Annotated in this window: 20 protein-coding genes; 11 read left to right on the plus strand and 9 right to left on the minus strand. The window is 65.3% G+C overall.

All coding sequences use genetic code 11. The annotated features are described in order from the left end of the window. Positions 1-48: 48 nt before the first annotated feature. Positions 49-1,740: a DEAD/DEAH box helicase gene (locus FBY31_RS06650; RefSeq protein ID WP_142038409.1), complete on the plus strand. Its 1,692-nt coding sequence runs from the start codon at positions 49-51 to the stop codon at positions 1,738-1,740. 8 nt (positions 1,741-1,748) lie between these two features. Next, positions 1,749-2,621, plus strand: coding sequence for a DNA-methyltransferase (locus FBY31_RS06655; RefSeq protein ID WP_142038412.1), 873 nt, complete (start codon positions 1,749-1,751; stop codon positions 2,619-2,621). 55 nt (positions 2,622-2,676) lie between these two features. Here FBY31_RS06655 and FBY31_RS06660 read toward each other — a convergent pair whose 3' ends face one another. Next, positions 2,677-3,525 (minus strand): PHP domain-containing protein, encoded by an 849-nt coding sequence (locus FBY31_RS06660; protein ID WP_142038415.1) that lies wholly within the window; start codon positions 3,523-3,525, stop codon positions 2,677-2,679. Between the two features lie 80 nt (positions 3,526-3,605). On the opposite strand from FBY31_RS06660, the gene FBY31_RS06665 reads away from it, so the two are divergent. After that, the gene (locus tag FBY31_RS06665; protein WP_142038418.1) at positions 3,606-5,186 is read left to right on the plus strand and encodes an aminopeptidase P family protein; all 1,581 of its coding nucleotides are present in this window, start codon (positions 3,606-3,608) and stop codon (positions 5,184-5,186) included. Between the two features lie 70 nt (positions 5,187-5,256). On the opposite strand, the gene FBY31_RS06670 is transcribed toward FBY31_RS06665, so the two are convergent. After that, positions 5,257-6,225, minus strand: coding sequence for a general stress protein (locus FBY31_RS06670; RefSeq protein ID WP_142038421.1), 969 nt, complete (start codon positions 6,223-6,225; stop codon positions 5,257-5,259). Between the two features lie 77 nt (positions 6,226-6,302). Between FBY31_RS06670 and FBY31_RS06675 the strand changes: the two genes are divergently transcribed. From FBY31_RS06675 to FBY31_RS06685, 3 genes are read left to right on the plus strand one after another with little or no spacing between them, the layout of a single operon-like run. Then, a complete protein-coding gene (locus tag FBY31_RS06675; protein WP_142038423.1) occupies positions 6,303-7,586 on the plus strand; it encodes a magnesium transporter MgtE N-terminal domain-containing protein in 1,284 nt (427 codons plus the stop codon). Further along, positions 7,570-8,268: a DUF1003 domain-containing protein gene (locus tag FBY31_RS06680; RefSeq protein WP_142038426.1), complete on the plus strand. Its 699-nt coding sequence runs from the start codon at positions 7,570-7,572 to the stop codon at positions 8,266-8,268. Before FBY31_RS06675 ends, FBY31_RS06680 begins: the two co-directional genes overlap by 17 nt. Continuing rightward, positions 8,269-9,408 (plus strand): Mrp/NBP35 family ATP-binding protein, encoded by a 1,140-nt coding sequence (locus tag FBY31_RS06685; protein WP_142038428.1) that lies wholly within the window; start codon positions 8,269-8,271, stop codon positions 9,406-9,408. Positions 9,409-9,439: 31 nt separating this feature from the next. Here FBY31_RS06685 and FBY31_RS06690 read toward each other — a convergent pair whose 3' ends face one another. From FBY31_RS06690 to sigE, 3 genes are all read right to left on the minus strand, one after another. Beyond that, positions 9,440-9,853, minus strand: coding sequence for a Sec-independent protein translocase TatB (locus tag FBY31_RS06690; RefSeq protein WP_142038431.1), 414 nt, complete (start codon positions 9,851-9,853; stop codon positions 9,440-9,442). Between the two features lie 69 nt (positions 9,854-9,922). Next, a complete protein-coding gene (locus FBY31_RS06695) occupies positions 9,923-10,786 on the minus strand; it encodes an anti-sigma factor (protein ID WP_235012951.1) in 864 nt (287 codons plus the stop codon). Positions 10,787-10,793: 7 nt separating this feature from the next. Then, complete coding sequence (sigE, locus tag FBY31_RS06700; RefSeq protein ID WP_142038433.1) at positions 10,794-11,408, minus strand: RNA polymerase sigma factor SigE; 615 nt, start codon at positions 11,406-11,408, stop codon at positions 10,794-10,796. A gap of 230 nt (positions 11,409-11,638) precedes the next feature. Here sigE and FBY31_RS06705 point away from each other — a divergent pair, with 230 nt between their 5' ends. Next, the gene (locus FBY31_RS06705; RefSeq protein ID WP_142038436.1) at positions 11,639-12,271 is read left to right on the plus strand and encodes an O-methyltransferase; all 633 of its coding nucleotides are present in this window, start codon (positions 11,639-11,641) and stop codon (positions 12,269-12,271) included. A 46-nt stretch (positions 12,272-12,317) separates the two neighbouring features. On the opposite strand, the gene FBY31_RS06710 is transcribed toward FBY31_RS06705, so the two are convergent. The 4 genes from FBY31_RS06710 to FBY31_RS06725 form a co-directional block, all read right to left on the minus strand. Beyond that, positions 12,318-12,485 carry a DUF3117 domain-containing protein gene (locus tag FBY31_RS06710; protein ID WP_083435355.1) on the minus strand — a complete coding sequence of 56 codons (168 nt, stop codon included), beginning with the start codon at positions 12,483-12,485 and terminating at the stop codon, positions 12,318-12,320. Between the two features lie 233 nt (positions 12,486-12,718). Continuing rightward, positions 12,719-13,966, minus strand: a complete 1,248-nt coding sequence (locus FBY31_RS06715; RefSeq protein WP_200833324.1) for a hypothetical protein — start codon at positions 13,964-13,966, stop codon at positions 12,719-12,721. Beyond that, complete coding sequence (locus FBY31_RS06720; RefSeq protein ID WP_200833325.1) at positions 13,963-14,394, minus strand: DivIVA domain-containing protein; 432 nt, start codon at positions 14,392-14,394, stop codon at positions 13,963-13,965. Before FBY31_RS06720 ends, FBY31_RS06715 begins: the two co-directional genes overlap by 4 nt. 31 nt (positions 14,395-14,425) lie before the next feature. After that, positions 14,426-15,208: a TIGR00730 family Rossman fold protein gene (locus tag FBY31_RS06725; protein ID WP_142038442.1), complete on the minus strand. Its 783-nt coding sequence runs from the start codon at positions 15,206-15,208 to the stop codon at positions 14,426-14,428. 104 nt (positions 15,209-15,312) lie between these two features. Between FBY31_RS06725 and FBY31_RS06730 the strand changes: the two genes are divergently transcribed. From FBY31_RS06730 to FBY31_RS06745, 4 genes are all read left to right on the plus strand, one after another. Then, positions 15,313-16,068: an amino acid ABC transporter ATP-binding protein gene (locus tag FBY31_RS06730; protein WP_142038445.1), complete on the plus strand. Its 756-nt coding sequence runs from the start codon at positions 15,313-15,315 to the stop codon at positions 16,066-16,068. A 70-nt stretch (positions 16,069-16,138) separates the two neighbouring features. Next, positions 16,139-17,026 (plus strand): glutamate ABC transporter substrate-binding protein, encoded by an 888-nt coding sequence (locus FBY31_RS06735; RefSeq protein WP_142038447.1) that lies wholly within the window; start codon positions 16,139-16,141, stop codon positions 17,024-17,026. 85 nt (positions 17,027-17,111) lie between these two features. Beyond that, positions 17,112-17,762 carry an amino acid ABC transporter permease gene (locus tag FBY31_RS06740; RefSeq protein WP_142038449.1) on the plus strand — a complete coding sequence of 217 codons (651 nt, stop codon included), beginning with the start codon at positions 17,112-17,114 and terminating at the stop codon, positions 17,760-17,762. Further along, complete coding sequence (locus FBY31_RS06745; protein ID WP_142038451.1) at positions 17,759-18,598, plus strand: amino acid ABC transporter permease; 840 nt, start codon at positions 17,759-17,761, stop codon at positions 18,596-18,598. The genes FBY31_RS06740 and FBY31_RS06745 overlap by 4 nt, the downstream gene beginning before the upstream one ends. The last annotated feature ends 331 nt before the right edge of the window (positions 18,599-18,929 follow it).

Here is an 18,929-nt window from a genome sequence, read left to right on the forward strand (position 1 = left end):
CCGTTGAGCAGGCAGCGCCATTGCCCAAATGAATAAGGAAACTCCCCAGTGAGTGAATTGCATACCCACCAGCTTCTGACCGACGAGTCCGGCACCGAAACCATCGAGCCCGAAGAGACCATCATCTCGGACGAGAAGCCCCACGAGATTGCGGAAAAATCCTTCGCGGACTACAACGTGCGCGCCGATATCGTGGAATCCCTGGCCGACGCCGGGATCACCCACCCCTTCCCCATCCAGGCCATGACCCTGCCGGTAGCCCTGTCCGGCCACGACATCATCGGCCAGGCCAAGACCGGTACCGGCAAGACCCTCGGTTTCGGCATCCCCGCCCTCCAGCGCGTGGTGGGCCAGGACGATCCCGGCTACGAAAAGCTCGCGGTCCCCGGCGCGCCGCAGGCCCTGGTCATTGTTCCCACCCGCGAACTCGCGGTGCAGGTGGCCAATGATCTGCAAACGGCTTCCCGCAAGCGGAACGCGCGCATCGCCACCATTTATGGCGGCCGTGCCTATGAGCCCCAGGTGGAAGCCCTGAAGAAGGGCGTGGAGGTTGTGGTGGGCACCCCCGGCCGCCTCATCGACCTCTTCAAGCAGAAGCACCTGAGCTTGAAGAACGTCAAAATCGTCATCCTGGATGAGGCGGACGAGATGCTGGACCTCGGCTTCCTGCCGGACGTCGAAACCCTCATCGCCGCGACGCCGGCGGTGCGCCAGACCCTGCTGTTCTCCGCCACCATGCCCGGTCCGGTCATCGCGATGGCCCGCCGCTACATGACGCAGCCCACCCACATCCGCGCCGCGGACCCGGAGGATGAAGGCCTGACGAAGCGCGACATCCGCCAGCTGATCTACCGCGCCCACAGCATGGACAAGATCGAGGTGGTGGCCCGCATCCTCCAGGCCAAGGGCCGCGGACGCACCATCATCTTCACCAAAACCAAGCGCACCGCCGCCAAGGTGGCCGAGGAGCTGGTGGACCGCGGGTTCGCCGCCGCCGCCATCCACGGCGATCTGGGCCAGGGCGCCCGCGAGCAGGCACTTCGGGCTTTCCGCAACAACAAGGTGGACGTCCTCGTGGCAACCGACGTCGCCGCCCGCGGCATCGACGTCGAGGATGTCACCCACGTCATCAACTACCAGTGCGTGGAAGACGAGAAGATCTACCTGCACCGCGTCGGCCGCACCGGCCGCGCCGGCAACAAGGGCACTGCCGTCACCTTCGTGGACTGGGACGACATGCCGCGCTGGGGACTGATCAACAAGGCGCTGGGCCTGAGCGTGCCGGAGCCCATCGAGACGTACTCCTCCTCACCGCACCTCTACGAGGACCTCGACATTCCCGCAGGCACCAAGGGCCGGCTGCCGCGCGACAAGCGCACCCTCGCCGGGGTTGACGCCGAGGTCCTTGAAGACCTGGGTGAAACCGGCAAAAAGAACAGCCGCAGCGGCCGCGACGGGAGTCCCTCCCGCGACCGCGACCGCGACGGCCGGGGGCGCGAAAGCCGGGGCGGAAAGCGCGACGGCGGCCGCAGCGGTGACTCCGCAAACCGCACAGGCGAGCGCCGCCGTCGTTCATCCGATTCCGCTGCCGCCCCCGGAGCCGCCGCCGGCGATACCCCCGCCACGACTGAAACGGAACAGCCCTCGCGTACCCGGCGCCCGCGGACGCGGACCCGCCGCCGCAACGGTGAGGTAGTGGCCGGCGAGCATACCGCACAGCCTGGCAGCAGCGAGGCCTAATACTCTTCATGACTGACACCGTCTGGGCGCCGGACGGCAGCAGCCTGGTGGTTCACGCGGACAACGCGGAGTTCCTCCCCTCGCTGCCGGACGGCGCCTTCACACTGATTTACGTGGATCCGCCGTTCAATACCGGCCGGCCCCAGCAGCGCCAGCAGACCACCATGGTGGCCAACGCTGACGGTACCGGCGACCGCTTCGGGTTCAAGGGGCGCTCCTACGACACGATCAAGGGCGCGCTGCACCGCTACGACGATGCATTCAGCGATTACTGGTCGTTCCTTGAGCCGCGGCTTGTTGAGGCGTGGCGCCTGCTGGCCGAGGACGGGACGCTGTACCTGCACCTGGACTACCGTGAGGTGCACTATGCCAAGGTGATGCTGGATGCGATCTTCGGCCGCGAGTGCTTTTTGAACGAGATCATCTGGGCGTACGACTACGGCGCCCGGGCCAAGAACCGCTGGCCCACCAAGCACGACAATATCCTCGTGTATGTCAAAAACCCGGCAAAATACCACTTCGACAGTGCCGAGGTGGACCGGGAACCCTACATGGCACCCGGTTTGGTCACCCCCGCTAAACGCGAACTGGGCAAGCTGCCCACGGACGTCTGGTGGCATACCATTGTTTCGCCCACCGGCAAGGAAAAAACGGGCTACCCCACGCAGAAGCCGGAGGGCCTGGTCCGCCGGGTGGTGGCTGCCTCAAGCCGGCCCGGTGACTGGTGCCTGGACTTCTTCGCCGGTTCAGGAACGCTGGGGGCCGTCTCCGCGAAGCTCGGGCGGAAGTTTGTATGCGTGGACCAGAACCAGCCCGCGATCGACATCATGGCCAAGCGCCTGGGTGCGCACGCCGAGTTCACGTCCTTCCCACCCAACTAAGAGCCTTTGTGCCCCTTGCAGGGCACAAAGGCTACTCACTTGAGAAGGGCGGGGGTCAGGGTCGGACCACCGGGGTCCCGGTTCCGAGTTCCTCAATCCGGGCCAGGACCTCAGGCGTGGTGAGGTTTTCGCCGAGCAGGTTCGGTTTGCCTGTCCCGTGGTAATCCGAGGATCCGGTGATCAGCAGGTCGTGCTTCGCGGCGAGCCGGCGCAGGAATATGCGGCCTTCCTCCGGGTTGTCGCGGTGGTTGATCTCCAGGCCGGCCAGCCCGGCGTCGATCATCTCCTGGTAGACACGCTCGCCCACTATCCGGCCGCGTGAGGATGCCACCGGGTGGGCAAACACGGGGACGCCGCCGGCAGCCACCACAAGTTCGACGGCGAGGGCCGGGTCCGGCGCGTAATGCTGGATGAAGTAGCGGGACCGGGAGGTGAGGATGGAGGCAAACGCCTCGGAACGGTCCTCCACCACGCCGGCGGCCACCAGGGCGTCGGCGATGTGCGGGCGGCCCAGGGTGGCACCTGGCGCCACATGGTGGATGACGTCGTCCCACGTCAGCGGATAGTCCTCCGCCAAGAGCGTGACCATCCGCTCGGCACGCGTATGCCGGGCATCCTTGGCCTTGGTAATTTCCTCCAGCAGCCCGGGATGTTCGGGATCATGCAGATAACTCAGGAGATGGACGCTGATCCCCTGCTCCGTCCGGCACGAAACCTCCATGCCGGGCACCAAGGCAATGCCGTGCTCCACTGCAGCAGCCGTGGCCTCCGCCCAGCCCGCAGTGGAGTCATGGTCGGTGAGCGCCACGACGTCCAGCCCGGCACGGGCAGCGGATGCCATCACGTCGGCAGGTTTTTCCGTGCCGTCGGAAACATTGGAGTGGGCATGCAGGTCAATCCTCACCTGCCCAGCCTAGTTGACCCCGGCTCCCTTGTTCATGCAGGTATTCGCACAAGGCTTCATGCTGGTGAGACGATGGTGCCGTGAACGATGCCGACAACACCCCCGATTCTGCTTCCCAGCCCTTGGACGAGCGCGTCAACAACCGCTCCCAGCGGCCCAGTTCCGACGCCTTCAAAGCCTTCATGGCCAGCAACTGGGCGCCGTCCGGCCAGGACCTTCCGCCGCGTGACGAGGTGGCAGACCATGCAGCGGCCCGGCGTAAGGCCATCTCCGGCCAGTTCAAAGGCGAACGCCTGGTCATCCCGGCCGGACCATTGAAAGTCCGGTCCAACGACTGCGACTACCGTTTCCGCCCCCACTCCGGCTTTGCCCACCTCACCGGGCTTGGCCTTGACCACGAGCCGGACGCCGTCCTGGTCCTCGAGCCCGTTGAGGAAGGAAAGGGCGACGACGGCGGGAACCACCGTGCCACGCTGTACTTCCGCCCGCTGGCCGGGCGCGACACCGAACAGTTCTATGCCGATTCGAGATCCGGCGAGTTCTGGATCGGAGCGCGGCCCACGCTGGCCCACTTCGAGGCCCGTCTGGGCCTGGCCACGGCCCACATCGACCAGCTCGAAACGGCCATCACCAAGGATGTTGGCGCACCCGAGATCGGCGGCATCTCCATCCGCCTGGTCCGTAAGGTGGACGAGAACATCGACGCCCTGGTGGACACCGCCCGGTACAACACCGCCAAGGATCCGGACAATCTGGACCTCGGCGTCCTCGATGCCCTGGACGAGAAGCTCAGCGAAGCCCTCTCCGAACTGCGCCTGCTCAAGGACCCGTGGGAGATCGAGCAGATGGAGCTCGCCGTCGCCGCCACCGTGGAAGGTTTCGAAGAGGTAGTGAAGGCCCTCCCGCGTGCCCTCACGCACGCCCGCGGCGAACGGGTGGTGGAAGGCGCATTCTTCGCCCGCGCCCGCGAGGCAGGCAACGAACTGGGCTACGACACCATCGCCGCCTCGGGTAACAACGCCACCGTCCTGCACTGGACCCGCAACACGGGCAAGATCAACGCCGGCGAACTCCTGCTGGTGGACGCCGGCGTGGAAGCCGACTCGCTGTACACCGCCGACATCACGCGCACCCTGCCTGCCACCGGTGTTTTCAGCGACATCCAGCGCAAGGTCTATGAAGCAGTCCTGGACGCCGCAGACGCCGGGTTTGCCGCCGCGCAGCCCGGCACAAAGTTCCGTGACATCCATACCGCCGCCACTACTGTCCTGGCGGAGCGGCTCGCCGAATGGGGACTGCTGCCCGTCAGCGTGGAGGAGGCCATCAGCCCGGAGGGCCAGCAGCACCGCCGGTGGATGCCGCACGGTACCAGCCACCACCTTGGCCTTGACGTCCACGACTGCGCCCAGGCCAAGCGGGAGCTCTACCTGGACGGCATCCTCACCGAGGGAATGGTGTTCACCATCGAACCGGGCCTGTACTTCAAGGAAGAAGACCTCGCGATCCCTGTTGAGTACCGCGGCATCGGAGTGCGGATCGAGGACGACATCCTGATGACCACGCAAGGTCCGGTCAACCTGAGCGCCGCCCTTCCGCGCAAGGCTGACGACGTGGAGAACTGGATGGCCGGCATCTATCGTGAAGCCGAGGGGACCCACTAGGAGCTGCAGAAACCAAAAGCGGGGCCACCGGAAACCATCCGGTGGCCCCGCTTTTGTGCTGGGGGAACGGCTACTGCCGCGGATCGCCCGACGGGCGCTGCTCATCGACCGGCCGCTGCTCGTCGACAGGCCGCTGCCCGGCCTGCTCCCCGCCGTCGGCCGGGCCGGCAAGGTGCTGGCCGTGGAGGCGCTGGCCTTCAGGATGCTGGGCGGCAGGCTGCTGCGGCGCGGCCTGGCCATTCGCGTCAGGACCGTTCTGGGGAAGCCGGATGCCGTACTGGGGCCGCCCGTCGGGCAGGTCGGGGTAACGCACCGCCCGCGGCGGCTCGGGGGAAGCCTGCGGCGCCCCACCGTCGTGCTGTTGTTCGGCAGGCGCACCGTAGGCCGGGTTTTCCTGCCCGGAGTTAGCGGACGACTGGCCGTACGGATCGTTCCAGCCGGAGGGCCGGGCAGGGCCCTGGCCCGGCTGCTGGTAGGGCTGGTTCTGGTAATCCCGCTGCGGGTACGGGCCGTTGCCGGCGGCAGCGTCCGAGCGCGTCATGGGCAGCTGCTGCAGGAGCCTGCGGGCCTCGTGCGCGGCCTCGGGCGAGACGATCACGTCATAACTGGTGGCCACCACCTGGCTGGTGGAGGTGAAGTCGCGCTTTCCCCGCTGCATCGCGTAGGTGACGATGCCAAAGAGCATAAAGAACGCAGCACCCATCAGCACTGACGTCAGGATGGAGAAGTACCCCGGCGACGGCGCGAAGAAGGAGAGCAACACGCCAACGAACAGGCCGAACCACATACCGCTCAGCGCACCGGACAGGGCAACCCGGGGGTAGCTCAGGCGCCCCGTTACCCGCTCCACCATCTTCAGTTCGTTGCCCACGATGGACACCATCTGCACGGGGAACTGCTGGTCGGCGAGGTAGTCCACCGCCTTCTGGGCATCCAGGTAAGAGGTGTAGGAGCCGACGGTGTCGCCGGTTGGAACGGCCCTTGCTTCGTCCATGCCGTTGGGGCCGCCAGCCTTGGGAGCACCAAATATGTTTGCCATAGTCCCATTCTTGCCCATCGGCATGTGTGCTGCCTGTAAATTCAGCTAAAAGAGAGCAGACTCGGTAGCCTGTAGGAGTGAGTACAACACCTACCCGCGTCTTCGTGGCGCGCCTGCTGGGACTCGACGTCTTCGACCCGCTGGGCGACAGGCTGGGCCGGCTGCGCGATGTTGTTGTGCTGTCCCGCGGCACCCAGGGAGCCCCGCACGTGGTGGGCATCGTGGTGGAAGTCCCCGGGAAGAAGCGCGTCTTTGTGCCCATGACGCGGATTACCTCCATCGACCAGACGCAGATCATCTGCACCGGCCTGGTCAACCTGCGCCGCTTTGAACAGCGCGGCGCCGAAACGCTGGTGGTGGCGGAGATGTTCGACCGGCGCGTCACGCTCCGGGACGGCAGCGGCGATGCCACCATCGAGGACATCGCCATGGACCAGAGCCGCTCCCACGACTGGTTCGTCAGCAAGCTTTTTGTCCGCCGGGGCCATTCCCTCTCGCCGCTGAGCCGGCTGCGCCGCAATGAAACCCTCATCATCGACTGGGCAGACGCCCAGCAGGGCCCCCGAACCGAGCCGCAGGCGGCCACCCAGTTCGTGGCAAACCACGAGGACCTCAAGCCTGCCGACTTCGCCGAAGCACTCCAGGAGATGAGCGACAAACGCCGTTTCGAGGTGGCCAGCGAGCTCCAGGACGAACGGCTGGCCGACGTCCTGCAGGAGCTTCCGGAGGATGACCAGGTGGAGATCCTCTCCGCCCTGGACGTCCAGCGCGCCGCCGATGTGCTGGAGGAGATGGACCCCGACGACGCCGCTGACCTCCTGGGCGAACTCCCCTCCGCCCAGGCCGAAGAGCTGCTCCAGCTGATGGAGCCCGAGGGTGCAGAGGACGTCCGGCGCCTCCTGGAGTACGACGAGGACACGGCCGGCGGCCTGATGACGCCCGTGCCGGTAATCCTGCCGCCCGAGGCCACGGTTGCCGAGGCCCTCGCCCACGTGCGGCGCGAGGAGCTCTCCCCCGCACTGGCCTCCTCCATCTTCATCGCCCGGCCGCCGCTGGAGACGCCCACCGGCCGGTTCCTGGGCGTGGTCCACATCCAGCAGCTCCTCCGTTTCCCGCCCTTCGAGTCGCTCGGCAACCTCGTGGACAAGAACCTGGAGCCCCTGTCCGACCAGGCGCATATCAGTGAAGTGGCACGGACCTTGGCTACCTACAACCTGAACTCCCTTCCGGTGGTCAACGACTCCGGCCGGCTTGTGGGGGCGGTGACCGTCGATGACGTTCTGGATCATCTGTTGCCCGATGACTGGCGCGCGCACGATGGCGAAGCCCCGATAAGAAGGCTCGGTGGCCGCATTGGCTGACATCAGTGCTCCGAAGAACCCCGCACAGCGTCCACCCTCCAAGACGGCGTCCGTGGGCAGCCTCGATACACCGCTGAGCGGCCGCCAGCGGATCCTGCCCAAGTTCTCCCCGGACCCGGACGCATTTGGCCATGCCACTGAGGGCTTTGCCCGGTTTATGGGCACGCCGCAGTTCCTGGTTTACATGACGGTGTTCGTCGTCATCTGGCTTGCGTGGAACACCTGGGCCCCGCTGGAATGGCAGTTCGACTCGCGCGATCTCGGCTTCACCCTGCTGACCCTGATGCTGTCCCTGCAGGCGTCCTACGCGGCGCCCCTGCTGCTGCTCGCGCAAAACCGCCAGGACGACCGCGACCGCGTGTCGCTGCAGCAGGACCGCCAGCGCGCCGAACGCAACCTGTCCGATACGGAGTACCTGACGCGGGAACTCGCGTCGCTGCGGATCGCCCTCCGTGAGGTGGCAACGAGGGACTACGTCCGCGCCGAACTGCGCTCGCTCCTGGAGGACATGCTGGAAGCCCAGGAAGAGCTCCGTACCCATGATTCAACCGGCCAGGGGCAACACGAGTCCCCGCGCGACAAGGTCAGGGAAAAACTCAAGGAACAGCGCGAACGGCAGCGGAACCCCCGCACCCAACAGATCCCCCGGGTCAAACCCGGCCATTCAACCCAGGAACGTTAATTGAGCGCACCTACCGCCAGCCCGTTGCCCGGGGCGGTCGACGCCGCCCTCGCCACAGTCATCGATCCCGAACTCCGCCGTCCCATCACCGAACTGGGCATGGTGGAGTCAGTGGAATTCTCCGACGGCGGCAGGGTGGCCCTTACGGTCCTGCTCACCATCGCCGGTTGCCCGCTGCGGGACACCATCACTGCCGACGCCACCAGGGCGCTGCTGGCAGTTCCCGGAGTGACCGCCGTTGACGTTGATCTCAAGGTGATGACCCAGGAACAGCGTGATGCCCTCAAGGAACTGCTCCGGGGTGCAGGAGGACAGCGGGGCATCCCGTTCAACCAGCCGGACTCGCTGACCAAGGTCTACGCCGTGGCCAGCGGCAAGGGCGGCGTGGGCAAATCCTCCGTGACCGTCAACCTTGCCTGCGCCCTGGCGGCGCAGGGGCTGCGCGTAGGAATCGTTGACGCCGACGTTTACGGCTTCTCCGTTCCGGCGCTGATGGGGATCACGCAGGCGCCCACCCGGGTGGACGACATGATCCTTCCGCCGGTTGCCTACGGCGTGAAGGTGATCTCCATCGGGATGTTCGTCAGCGGCAACCAGCCGGTGGCCTGGCGCGGGCCAATGCTGCACCGCGCCCTGGAGCAGTTCCTGACCGATGTGTACTTCGGCGACCTGGACGCCCTGTTCCTGGACCTGCCGCCCGGCACCGGAGACATTGCCATCTCCGTGGCCCAGCTGCTGCCCAAGGCCGAGATCCTGGTGGTCACTACGCCGCAGGCCGCCGCGGCGGACGTCGCCGAGCGGGCCGGCGCCATCGCCACCCAGACGGGGCAGAAGGTTGCCGGCGTGATCGAGAACATGTCCTACCTGGAGCTGCCCGACGGCGGCAGGATGGATTTGTTCGGAAGCGGCGGCGGGACTGTACTCGCCGAGAGGCTCACGGCCACCGTGGGCGAAGATGTTCCGCTGCTGGGGCAGATCCCACTGGATATCAAACTCCGGGAGGGCGGCGACACCGGGACGCCGATCGTGCTGGGTCAGGCCGGGACGCCTGCTGCCGAGGCGCTTTCAGGGATTGCCGGCCGGCTGGCTGCCAAGCCTCGGGGGCTGGCCGGCATGAAGCTGGGGCTTCAGCCCCGCTGACCTGTCCGGTCAGCATTCCCTGGCCGGTCGGCTAGGTAGCTTCCGTATCGTAGGGTGCCGCTTCGCCGGGCGGAAGCGACTGCACCAAGCGCTCCGGCCGTCGTAGAGCCGCAGCGTCAGCCCCGGCGACGGCAGCGGCGCCGGAGACGGCAGCAACTGCAGCAGGCGCACCGGCGCTGACGGGCTTGGAGTCGTCGTCCAGAAGCGCTTCCTTGATGATGCGCCGGGGATCGTACTGGCGGGGATCATACTTCTTCCAGTCGACATCGTCGATGTCGATGCCCACTTCTTCCTTGATCTGCTCGCGCGCACCGGAGGCCATCCGGCGGACTTCCTTGACCAGGTTGGCGAGTTTCTGCGTGTATTCGGGCAGCCGCTGGGGGCCGATCACGAGGACGCCAATGATCAGCAGAAGAAAGAACTCCGGGCCGTTGATTCCAAACACTTTAGGAAGATTACCCTCTCCGGGCTGCCGGTGACGATTCCCGTCCGTGGGCGGCGGAAACTGTCCGCACTACTGAATAAAAAGGGCCACGATCTTGTTGACTCCGCGTTGCAGCCTGGTCGCCACCGGCTCCCCGCCCCGCGCCGGCCCCTCGTCCACGACTTCGGCGGAAACACCCTCCGCCGCGTGCTCGCTGAGGCGCTGCAGGATGGGCAAGGCGTCGTCCGCTTGTTCCGCCGGCAGGTTGGACTCGTAGGTGAAAATCCGGCCCGGCAGCCGGTAGGCGGCAGACCAGGGCGAGGAAGCGAGGACTTGCAGCGACTCCCCGCCAGCCGCAACGGCCCGGTCCGCTTCCGGCCCGGCAGTATGGCGTTCCGTGAGGGTGGCATAGTGCGTCCCGTCGGAGAGCTTCAGCTCAACGGCCGGCGCACCGTCAAGCACCAGGGCCCTCGCAGACTCGAGGTGGAATCCCATCCCCTCAAGTTCCGGACATACCCAGCCCTCGGAGCGCAGGGAAGACAGACGTTCGGCGCTCAGTGCCCTGCCGTCGGCTGGCGTCTGCGAGGAAACGTGGGCGAGGGTGGCGGCCGCTGCCGGACCACCTGCCTGGGCAGGGTCGCCGGCAACGGCAAAGGCGCCGGCGGCAAGAACCCCGGCCGCTGCCACTGTGCCGCCGGCAGACATCGCCAAGATACGGACCGCCGGGCGGGCGGCTTGGCGGTGGGGGTCCGAAAGCGTGGGCCGGGCTGCCAGCTCCTGGGTCCTGGCGAGGAGCCGGGCGGTCAGGTCATCGCTCGCCGGCGGGATGGGGGCCTCGCGCAGCCGCTCCAGGTACTGGCGTTCCCGGCGCATGGCTGAGGCGCAGTCGTGGCACGACCGGATGTGGCTGGCAGTGCGCTGATGCCTGCGTCCGAGCGGAAAATGGGGCCTCATGCGCCGTTCAGAGGATTCCGGCGATGCGCGGCAGCGACAGCTTGGGCCTGGACTGTTGCGGACGCGGGTCGCGGTGGGCCAGCTTCTCGCGAAGCATGGTCCGGCCACGGTGGATCCGCGAGCGGACCGTACCGAGCTTGACGCCCAGGGCCTCTGCCACTTCGTCGTAGGACAAGCCTTCAAGGTCGCACAGAACCACAGCCGCACGGAAGTCCGGCGGGAGTTCCTCAAGCGCCGCCTGGACGTCGAGGTCCAGGTTGTTCAGCTCAAAGCTTTGTTCCGGCCCGGGTTCGCGGCCGGGGATCCTCGACTCGGCATCCTCGGCAAGGGCATCGAAGCGGATGCGGGTTTTGCGGCGCGCCTGGTCCAGGAAAAGGTTGGTGGTGATGCGGTGCAGCCAACCGTCCAGCGTTCCGGGCTTGAAGTTTTCCAGCGACCGGAAGACGCGGACGAAAACCTCCTGGGTGAGGTCCTCGGCGTCGAACTTGTTTCCCGTCAGGCGGTAGGCAAGCCGGTAAACCTTGGCGGAGTGGTTGGTCACCACTTCTTCCCAAGTGGGACGGACCCACTCGGCCTCGGCATTATGTGCTGCAGGGACAGGTGCCACAACTGATGATGACATCGTCCACTCCCCTCATGGAATGCTAACGCCCGGATACTGTTGACATCTCTAATTCGGCGCCGACCACCCTTCGGATGACCGGATAATAATCATTTCAAACTTGGCTGGGAATTTCCTGACCGACGGAAAACTTCAGCCGTAGGCGCAACAGCCCGCCTTCCCGGTTGCCGGCGCCGGACACAGTAGGCTGTAGAGGATACTCCCCCTTGCCGCCCAGAAAGCGAATATCCATGAGCGCCGACAAGTCCATCAGCTGGTCCTATGCAGAAGATCTGCCCGCTGAGGATGAGGTCATGCTTCGGGCCCGGGAGCGCTCCTTCGAACTCGGCGTGACCCCCATCGGGCCCGGCGTGGGCGCCGTCCTCACCGTACTGGCCGCGGCTTCCAAAGCCCAGACCGCCGTCGAAATCGGAACCGGAGCCGGGGTTTCGGGCGTCTGCCTGCTCCGGGGCCTCGGTCCGCAGGCCGTCCTCACCACCATCGACGTGGACGTTGAACACCTCAAGGCCGCCCGCGAAGCTTTCTCGGAGGCGGGCAGCCCGGCCAACCGGACGCGCACCATCTCCGGCCGGGCGGGCGACGTGCTGCCACGGCTCACAGACGGCGCCTACGACCTCGTTTTCATTGACGCCGACAAGCCCGGACTTCCCGGCTACGTGGAGCAGGCCATCCGGCTCCTGAAGCCCGCCGGACTGCTGATCATCAATGACGCACTGGACAAGGACAAGGTAGCCAACCCTGCCGGCCGGGAAGCCACCACGGTGGTCCTGCGCCAGGTGGGAAAGAGCATCCGCGACGACGAGAGGCTGGCTTCGGCCATGCTTCCCACCGGCGACGGCCTGCTGGTAGCGGTCAAAAAATAAGACAGGCTCCGCAGCCTTTCGGGGCTGCGGACCCTGTCCCGCACGATTATTCGGTGACGCCGACCAGGCATTCCCGAAGGTTGGCCGCTTCGGCAGCATTCAGTTCGACCACCAGGCGCCCGCCGCCTTCGAGCGGGACGCGCATGATCAGGCTGCGGCCCTCCTTGGTGACTTCCATTGGGCCGTCGCCGGTGCGTGGTTTCATAGCCGCCATGAGGAATTCCCCTCCATTTTGTCCCAGGACTGATCAGCCCGGGCGGGCTGTGTCCGCATGTAGATCAAGCTGCCATGACGGAGTGGATTGACGCCGCCAGGGCCCCGCATATTCTGAATGCTTTTTGTCCTTGCTTACTTACCATTATCGCGGAATTACCCGCGCGTAGCTAATCGATGGACATTTGGGGCAGGGCACAATTTGCACTCTGACCTGCAGGGAAGTCCATAATCCTAGGGCGGATAATCTCCCCCGCCCGGCAGTTGCGCCCAGGCCCACAGCCACACGATCCAGACGATCTGCAGCAGCAGGAACATCACCACAAGCGTCGCCCGGTAAGCCTTGGACCGGGACAGCAGCGCGGCCCCCAGCGCCAGTGGAAAAAGCGGCAGCAGCATGCGGAAGGTACTGGTCTGCGGGTGGAGGAACATGACCAGGTACCCCATGTAGCAGGCGCACCACAGGCGGAGTTCGACGCCGAGACGGACCACCGGGGGCAGGTACAGCATCGCAGTGAACAGAGCCACAAAGACGAAGGGCGCCAGGATGCCCAGCACCGGGCCGAAGAGGGCGACGCCGGTATCGAACCACGGCTTGAAGGGAACCAGGTCGTGGCCCCGCCACACGGTTTCGGTCTTGGTATAGGCCTGCATATCGCCCGTGACTGCCCATGCCGCGGCGGGCCAGGCCAGTGCCGAGGCGCCAGCTACTGCCGCCAGGGCGGTGAGGGCGACGAGGCCGGGCGTCGTATGGAATCCCGCTTCACTGCGGCGGAGGCGCTGCACCAGACGGAAGATCAACAGGATGCTGAGCATAGCGGCGAAGGGAACGCCCACCGGCCGGGAAAGGCACAGCAGCACCACCACCGGGATGGCCCGCCAGTACTGCCGCCGGACCACGAGCAGCAGCGCCGCCGCAAGCAACAGCAATGACAGCGGCTCGCCATAGGGCACCTGGAGCACCGCGGACACAGGGAACGTGGCAAAAAAGGCCACCCCCCACAGTGCGGTCCCATGGGCCGCCTTGTGCCGGAACAGCGCGTAAGCCACGAGGGCGGCGCCAAGGCCGGACAGCATTGCGATGATGGTCAGCGAGGCAGCCGGAGTCAACCCGGTGAGCCTGCCCAGCCCGCCTGCCAGTGACGGGAACAACGGATAAAAGGCCCAAGTATTCTCCTGCACGTTGCCCGCAGCATCCACGGGAAGCGTGCTGGGGTAGCCGCCCTCGATCACCCTGGCGTACCACCGCGCGTCCCAGATGTTGATGAAGTTCCAGTAGTCAGGCTTTGCCGGGAACCAGGGGTTGGGACCCTGATGCAGGGCCGCGGCCATAAAGATGCCGGCGCTGACGAGCCTCGCCATGACATAGATGGCGGTTACCTGCAGCCACCAGGGCCAGCCCCGGAGGGTCGTGCGGGAACGGAGCGCCAGTGAGCGGACTGATGCCGCAACTCCTGTCCCACGCCGGATCGCAGTACTCAAGCCGGTCCCTCCCCTGTGGCCGGCTCCCCCGTGCCGGGCTCACGTACTTCGGTTTCTCCCGGCAATGCCCGCTGCCGTTCGGACTCCAGTGCAGCTGTCGAAAGTTCCAAGGCCACCAGCCGGGCCTTCAGCGTCTCCACCTCATGCCGGCTGGCGGCAAGCTGATCCCGCAGCTCATCAAGTACCTGGTCCACCTGGTCCATCCGGTAGCCCCGGAGGCCCAGGGAAAAGCGGACGCTGTCCACGTCCTCGGGTGCGGCACGGGCGGGCAGCAGCACCGGCGGCAAGTTTGCCGGCGGCTCCTCCAGGCCGGCATCCAGCAGGGCCGGCAGCGGGCGGCCGCCCTGCTTGCCAGCGCGCCGCCCGACGCTTGCCCACAGGACGGCGGCGATCAGCAATACGGCGAGGAAGACCAGAAAAAAACTCACCACCCCATCGTGCCAGACCTGCCGGCCGTGGCTACTCCGGGCGCTGTTCGCCATTCAGGGAAGGGGTGATGGCTTCGTGGAGCACGCGGTCCACCGCTTCCGAGGGGTTATCCACCACCTGGATCAGGTCCAGGTCCTTCGCCGACACCATGCCCTCAGCCACCAAGGTTCCCTTGATCCATTCGATCATCGGACCCCAGAAGTCCACGCCAAGCAGGACAATCGGGAAGGAGGTCACCTTGCGGGTCTGCACCAGGACCATGGCTTCAAAGAGTTCGTCCAGTGTGCCCAGGCCGCCCGGCAGGACGATGAATCCCTGGGCGTACTTAACGAACATGGTCTTGCGCGCGAAGAAGTACCGGAAGTTGATGCCCAGGTCCACCCACTGGTTCAGGCCCTGCTCAAACGGCAGTTCGATGCCCAGTCCCACGGACACCCCGTTACCTTCAACCGTGCCGCGGTTGGCTGCTTCCATGGAACCCGGTCCGCCCCCGGTAATGACAGCGACACCGGCCTCGGCCAGCTTCCGGCCCACCTCGACGCCCATCTCGTAATAGGGGCTGCCGGGCTTTGTCCGGGCAGAACCGAAGACGCTCACGGCGGGCCCCAGGTCCGCAAGCGCCCCGAAGCCCTCCACGAACTCGCTTTGAATCCTCATGACCCGCCACGGATCAGTATGCACAAACTGGCCGGGCCCTTTGGTATCAAGCAGATGCTGATCGGACATCTCCACCGCCGCCTGTTTGCGGCGAAGCTCAAGGGGTCCCTTACGGCGCGGCTGGATGTTTTTGGCCGGATCTGCACTGATACTCATTCCCCTAGGCTAACCCGCCGGCGCGAGGTATCTCTTGAATCACGATCCTCAGGAACCTGCGGTGATTCCCGTCATAACCTGCCGTTGTTCGCTAGATTCTTCCTATGACTACTCATGTGCCCGGCGATACCCTCGTCTCCCTGAACGCCGTAAATAAGCACTACGGCCAGCTGCACGTTTTGAAGGACATCAATCTGCAGGTCCGCAAGGGCGAGGTTGTTGTGGTCATCGGGCCTTCGGGCTCCGGTAAGTCCACCCTGTGCCGCGCCATCAACCGTCTTGAAACCATTGAAGGCGGCACTATCAGCATCGACGGAAAGGTTCTTCCCGAGGAAGGCAAGGAACTCGCGCAGCTCCGTGCCGACGTCGGAATGGTCTTCCAGTCGTTCAATCTCTTCGCACACAAAACCATTCTCGAAAACGTCACCCTCGGCCCCATCAAGGTCAAGAATGTTTCGAAGGCAACAGCGGACAAGGACGCCATGGCGCTGCTCGAACGCGTGGGCGTCGGACACCAGGCCCCGAAGCTGCCGGCACAGTTGTCCGGCGGCCAGCAGCAGCGCGTTGCCATTGCCCGTGCCCTTGCCATGAAGCCCAAGGTCATGCTGTTCGACGAACCCACCTCGGCGCTGGACCCCGAAATGATCAACGAGGTCCTGGACGTTATGGTCCAGCTCGCCAAAGAGGGCATGACCATGATCGTGGTCACCCACGAGATGGGCTTCGCCCGCAAGGCCGCAGACCGCGTGGTCTTTATGGCCGACGGCCAGATCGTTGAGGACGCCACTCCTGAGGAGTTCTTTACCAATCCCAAGAGCGACCGTGCCAAGGATTTCCTCTCCAAGCTCCTCACCCACTGAAGCACCTCCGAACAAACACTCTGAGTTCGCACCCAGGCCGTGATCCGCGGCCACCAATGAAAGGAATGTCATGAAGGCATTTTTGACCCGGCGGAAGTCATTCTTCGTGGCGGCTACCGCTGCCCTGGCCTTGTCCCTGAGCGCCTGCGGCGGTGGCGACGCCGGATCGTCCAGCAACCCCAGCCCGGTTGAGAAGCCCACGTTCGCGGCGGGCACCACCATGGAAAAGCTCGCCTCCGCCGGCACCATCAAGATCGGCACCAAGTATGACCAGCCGCTCTTCGGCCAGGTGGGCCTGGACGGCAAGCCTGTCGGGTTCGACGTTGAAATCGGGAAGCTGGTCGCCGCCAAGCTGGGCATCCCCGCAGACAAGATCGAGTGGTCCGAAACGGTTTCCGCCAACCGGGAACCGTTCATTGAGCAGGGCAAGGTTGACCTGGTCATCGCCACCTACACCATCAATGACAAGCGCAAGCAGGTGGTCAGCTTCGCCGGACCCTACTACGAGGCCGGCCAGGCGCTGATGGTCCTTAAGGACAACGACACCATCAAGAAGCCCGAAGACGTTAAGGGCAAGAAGGTCTGCTCGGTCACGGGTTCAACCCCTGCGGCCACGATCGTGGAGAAGTACGGAGCCGAACTGGCCCCGGCCCAGACCTACTCCGCCTGCCTTGAGCCGCTGCGCAACAAGCAGGTTGAAGCCATCACCACGGACAACGTGATCCTCGCCGGCTTCGTGGACAAGGAACCGGACGCCTTCAAGCTCGCCTCGGACGAGACCTTCACCAAGGAGCCCTACGGCATCGGCCTGAAGAAGGACGACACCGAGTTCCGCAACTGGATCAACGACCAGCTGGAGGCATTCGAGAAGGACGGCTCCTACGAGAAGGCCTGGGAAGCAACCGCAGGTGCAGTCATCAAGACTGCCCCTGAGCTGCCCAAGATCGACCGTTACTAAGTAACGCCAGTGGTTGCCGGGGCCGCACTGAGGCCCCGGCAACCACGGTCTTCACCCCCGTCCACGCCCACAGCCAAAGGATCCAATGGACGTCATTCTTGAAAACCTGCCTCTTTACTGGAACGGTTTTCTCCGCACACTTTTCCTTTCCGTCGTTTCCGGGGTGATCGCGCTGGTGCTCGGAACCCTGCTTGCGGCAGCGAGGGTTTCCCCGGTGGCAGCACTGCGCGGATTCAGCACCGTCTACGTGGAAGTTCTCCGGAACACCCCGCTGACCATCGCCTTTTTCTTCGCAGCAGTTGTGCTCCCCCGGCTCGGAGTGAAATTCGAGCAGTTCGAAATCGCCGCCATCATTGCCCTCAGTAGCTACACCGCAGCGTTCATCGCCGAAGCTGTCCGCTCAGGTGTCAACAGCGTTCCCGTGGGCCAGGCTGAAGCCGCCCGCAGTATCGGCATGAACTTCGGGCAGGTCCTGAACCTCATCATCCTCCCGCAGGCCCTGCGGACGGTGATCCCGCCGCTGATCAACATCCTGATCGCCCTGGTGAAGAACTCCTCCGTGGCCGGCGCGTTCTTTGTCCTCGAACTGTTCGGCTACGGCCGGCAGCTGGCCAACGCCAACGGTGACGCCGTCATCCCGGTCCTGCTCGGCGTTGCTTTCTTCTATCTGCTCCTCACCGTTCCGCTGGGCATCCTGGCCAGCACGGTGGAACGAAAGGTGGCGATTGCCCGATGAGCTCGGTACTCTACGACGTTCCCGGCCCCAAGGCCCGCCGGATCTCCCTGATCGGTTCAGTGGTCGGTTCACTGCTGATCCTGGGCCTGCTCGCCTGGATCGTCATGACCCTCGCCCAGCAGGGCATTTTCGAGGGCCGCCGGTGGCAGATCTTCACCCGCGGCGACGTGTGGGCACTCCTCGGCAACGGCCTGGGCGCGACCCTCAGCGCCGCAGCCCTGGCAGCGGTCATCGCTTTCCCGCTGGGACTGGCGCTCTGCCTCCTTCGTATCTCTGATGCCGCGTTCATCCGGGTTCCCACGCGGGTGGTGCTGGAGTTCCTCCGCGGCATGCCCGTGGTCCTGATGATGCTGTTCGTCCTGCTGGGCTTTGGCACCTCGTCGTTCGTCGCCGTCGTGACCGGCCTGGTGCTGTACAACTCGGCAGTGTTCGCCGAGATTATCCGCGCCGGCATCCAGTCGCTGCCTAAGGGGCAGCGCGAAGCGGGCCTGGCCATTGGCCTGACCAGCTTCAAGTCCCGGATGCTGATCGAACTGCCCCAGGCAATCCGGCGCATGATGCCCTCACTCGTGGCACAGATGGTGGTGCTCCTCAAGGACACCTCGCTGGGCTACATCGTGGCGTACGGCGAACTCCTGCGCGCCGTGCAGGTGATGGCGGACTTCCTGGGCACCCAGTTCCTGTTCCCCATCTTCTTTGTGGCCGCGGCGATCTACATCGCCATCAACATCCTTGTGTCACGCATCGCGGTGTGGATCGAGCGCCGAGGGTCCAAGAAGGCAGCCGGTGGTGTGGCCAAGGCCGAACCCGAAAAGGCCGAGGCCCCGGTTCCCTGACCGTTCCTCAGCATGATGGCCCGGACCAGCAGGTCCGGGCCATCCAGGTTAAAGGGCTGTGAGGATTGCCATGGCTGGTTTGGGACTAGCTGGCAGGGTAGGTCCTGGCCGTTCCGCGCCCTGTCGTGACTCATTAATGAGCTGGCCCCGGTGCCTTCCGTTTGACCTGTCTGGCGAGGAGCGGGCGGCGGGGTCCTGCCCGGCCCACCCGGTAACTTGATTAGAAGGTTGTCCGCCCATGTGGACATGGCTCATCAGTGCTGTTCCGAGGTGACCTCTTCCCGGACTGGTTCCGGCCGAACGCGGCCTGACCACATCCGTAAAAGAGGAA

It is taken from the genome of Arthrobacter sp. SLBN-100 (assembly GCF_006715305.1).
Lineage (GTDB): Bacteria > Actinomycetota > Actinomycetes > Actinomycetales > Micrococcaceae > Arthrobacter.

Coding starts and splice junctions, on each gene's coding strand:
- FBY31_RS06705 (WP_142038436.1), top strand. CDS start 11,639: ATGAGCGCCGACAAGTCCATCAGCTGGTCCTATGCAGAAGATCTGCCC.
- sigE (WP_142038433.1), bottom strand. CDS start 11,408: ATGTCATCATCAGTTGTGGCACCTGTCCCTGCAGCACATAATGCCGAG.
- FBY31_RS06670 (WP_142038421.1), bottom strand. CDS start 6,225: ATGGCAAACATATTTGGTGCTCCCAAGGCTGGCGGCCCCAACGGCATG.
- FBY31_RS06695 (WP_235012951.1), bottom strand. CDS start 10,786: ATGAGGCCCCATTTTCCGCTCGGACGCAGGCATCAGCGCACTGCCAGC.
- FBY31_RS06740 (WP_142038449.1), top strand. CDS start 17,112: ATGGACGTCATTCTTGAAAACCTGCCTCTTTACTGGAACGGTTTTCTC.
- FBY31_RS06710 (WP_083435355.1), bottom strand. CDS start 12,485: ATGGCGGCTATGAAACCACGCACCGGCGACGGCCCAATGGAAGTCACC.
- FBY31_RS06735 (WP_142038447.1), top strand. CDS start 16,139: ATGAAGGCATTTTTGACCCGGCGGAAGTCATTCTTCGTGGCGGCTACC.
- FBY31_RS06725 (WP_142038442.1), bottom strand. CDS start 15,208: ATGAGTATCAGTGCAGATCCGGCCAAAAACATCCAGCCGCGCCGTAAG.
- FBY31_RS06655 (WP_142038412.1), top strand. CDS start 1,749: ATGACTGACACCGTCTGGGCGCCGGACGGCAGCAGCCTGGTGGTTCAC.
- FBY31_RS06745 (WP_142038451.1), top strand. CDS start 17,759: ATGAGCTCGGTACTCTACGACGTTCCCGGCCCCAAGGCCCGCCGGATC.
- FBY31_RS06730 (WP_142038445.1), top strand. CDS start 15,313: ATGACTACTCATGTGCCCGGCGATACCCTCGTCTCCCTGAACGCCGTA.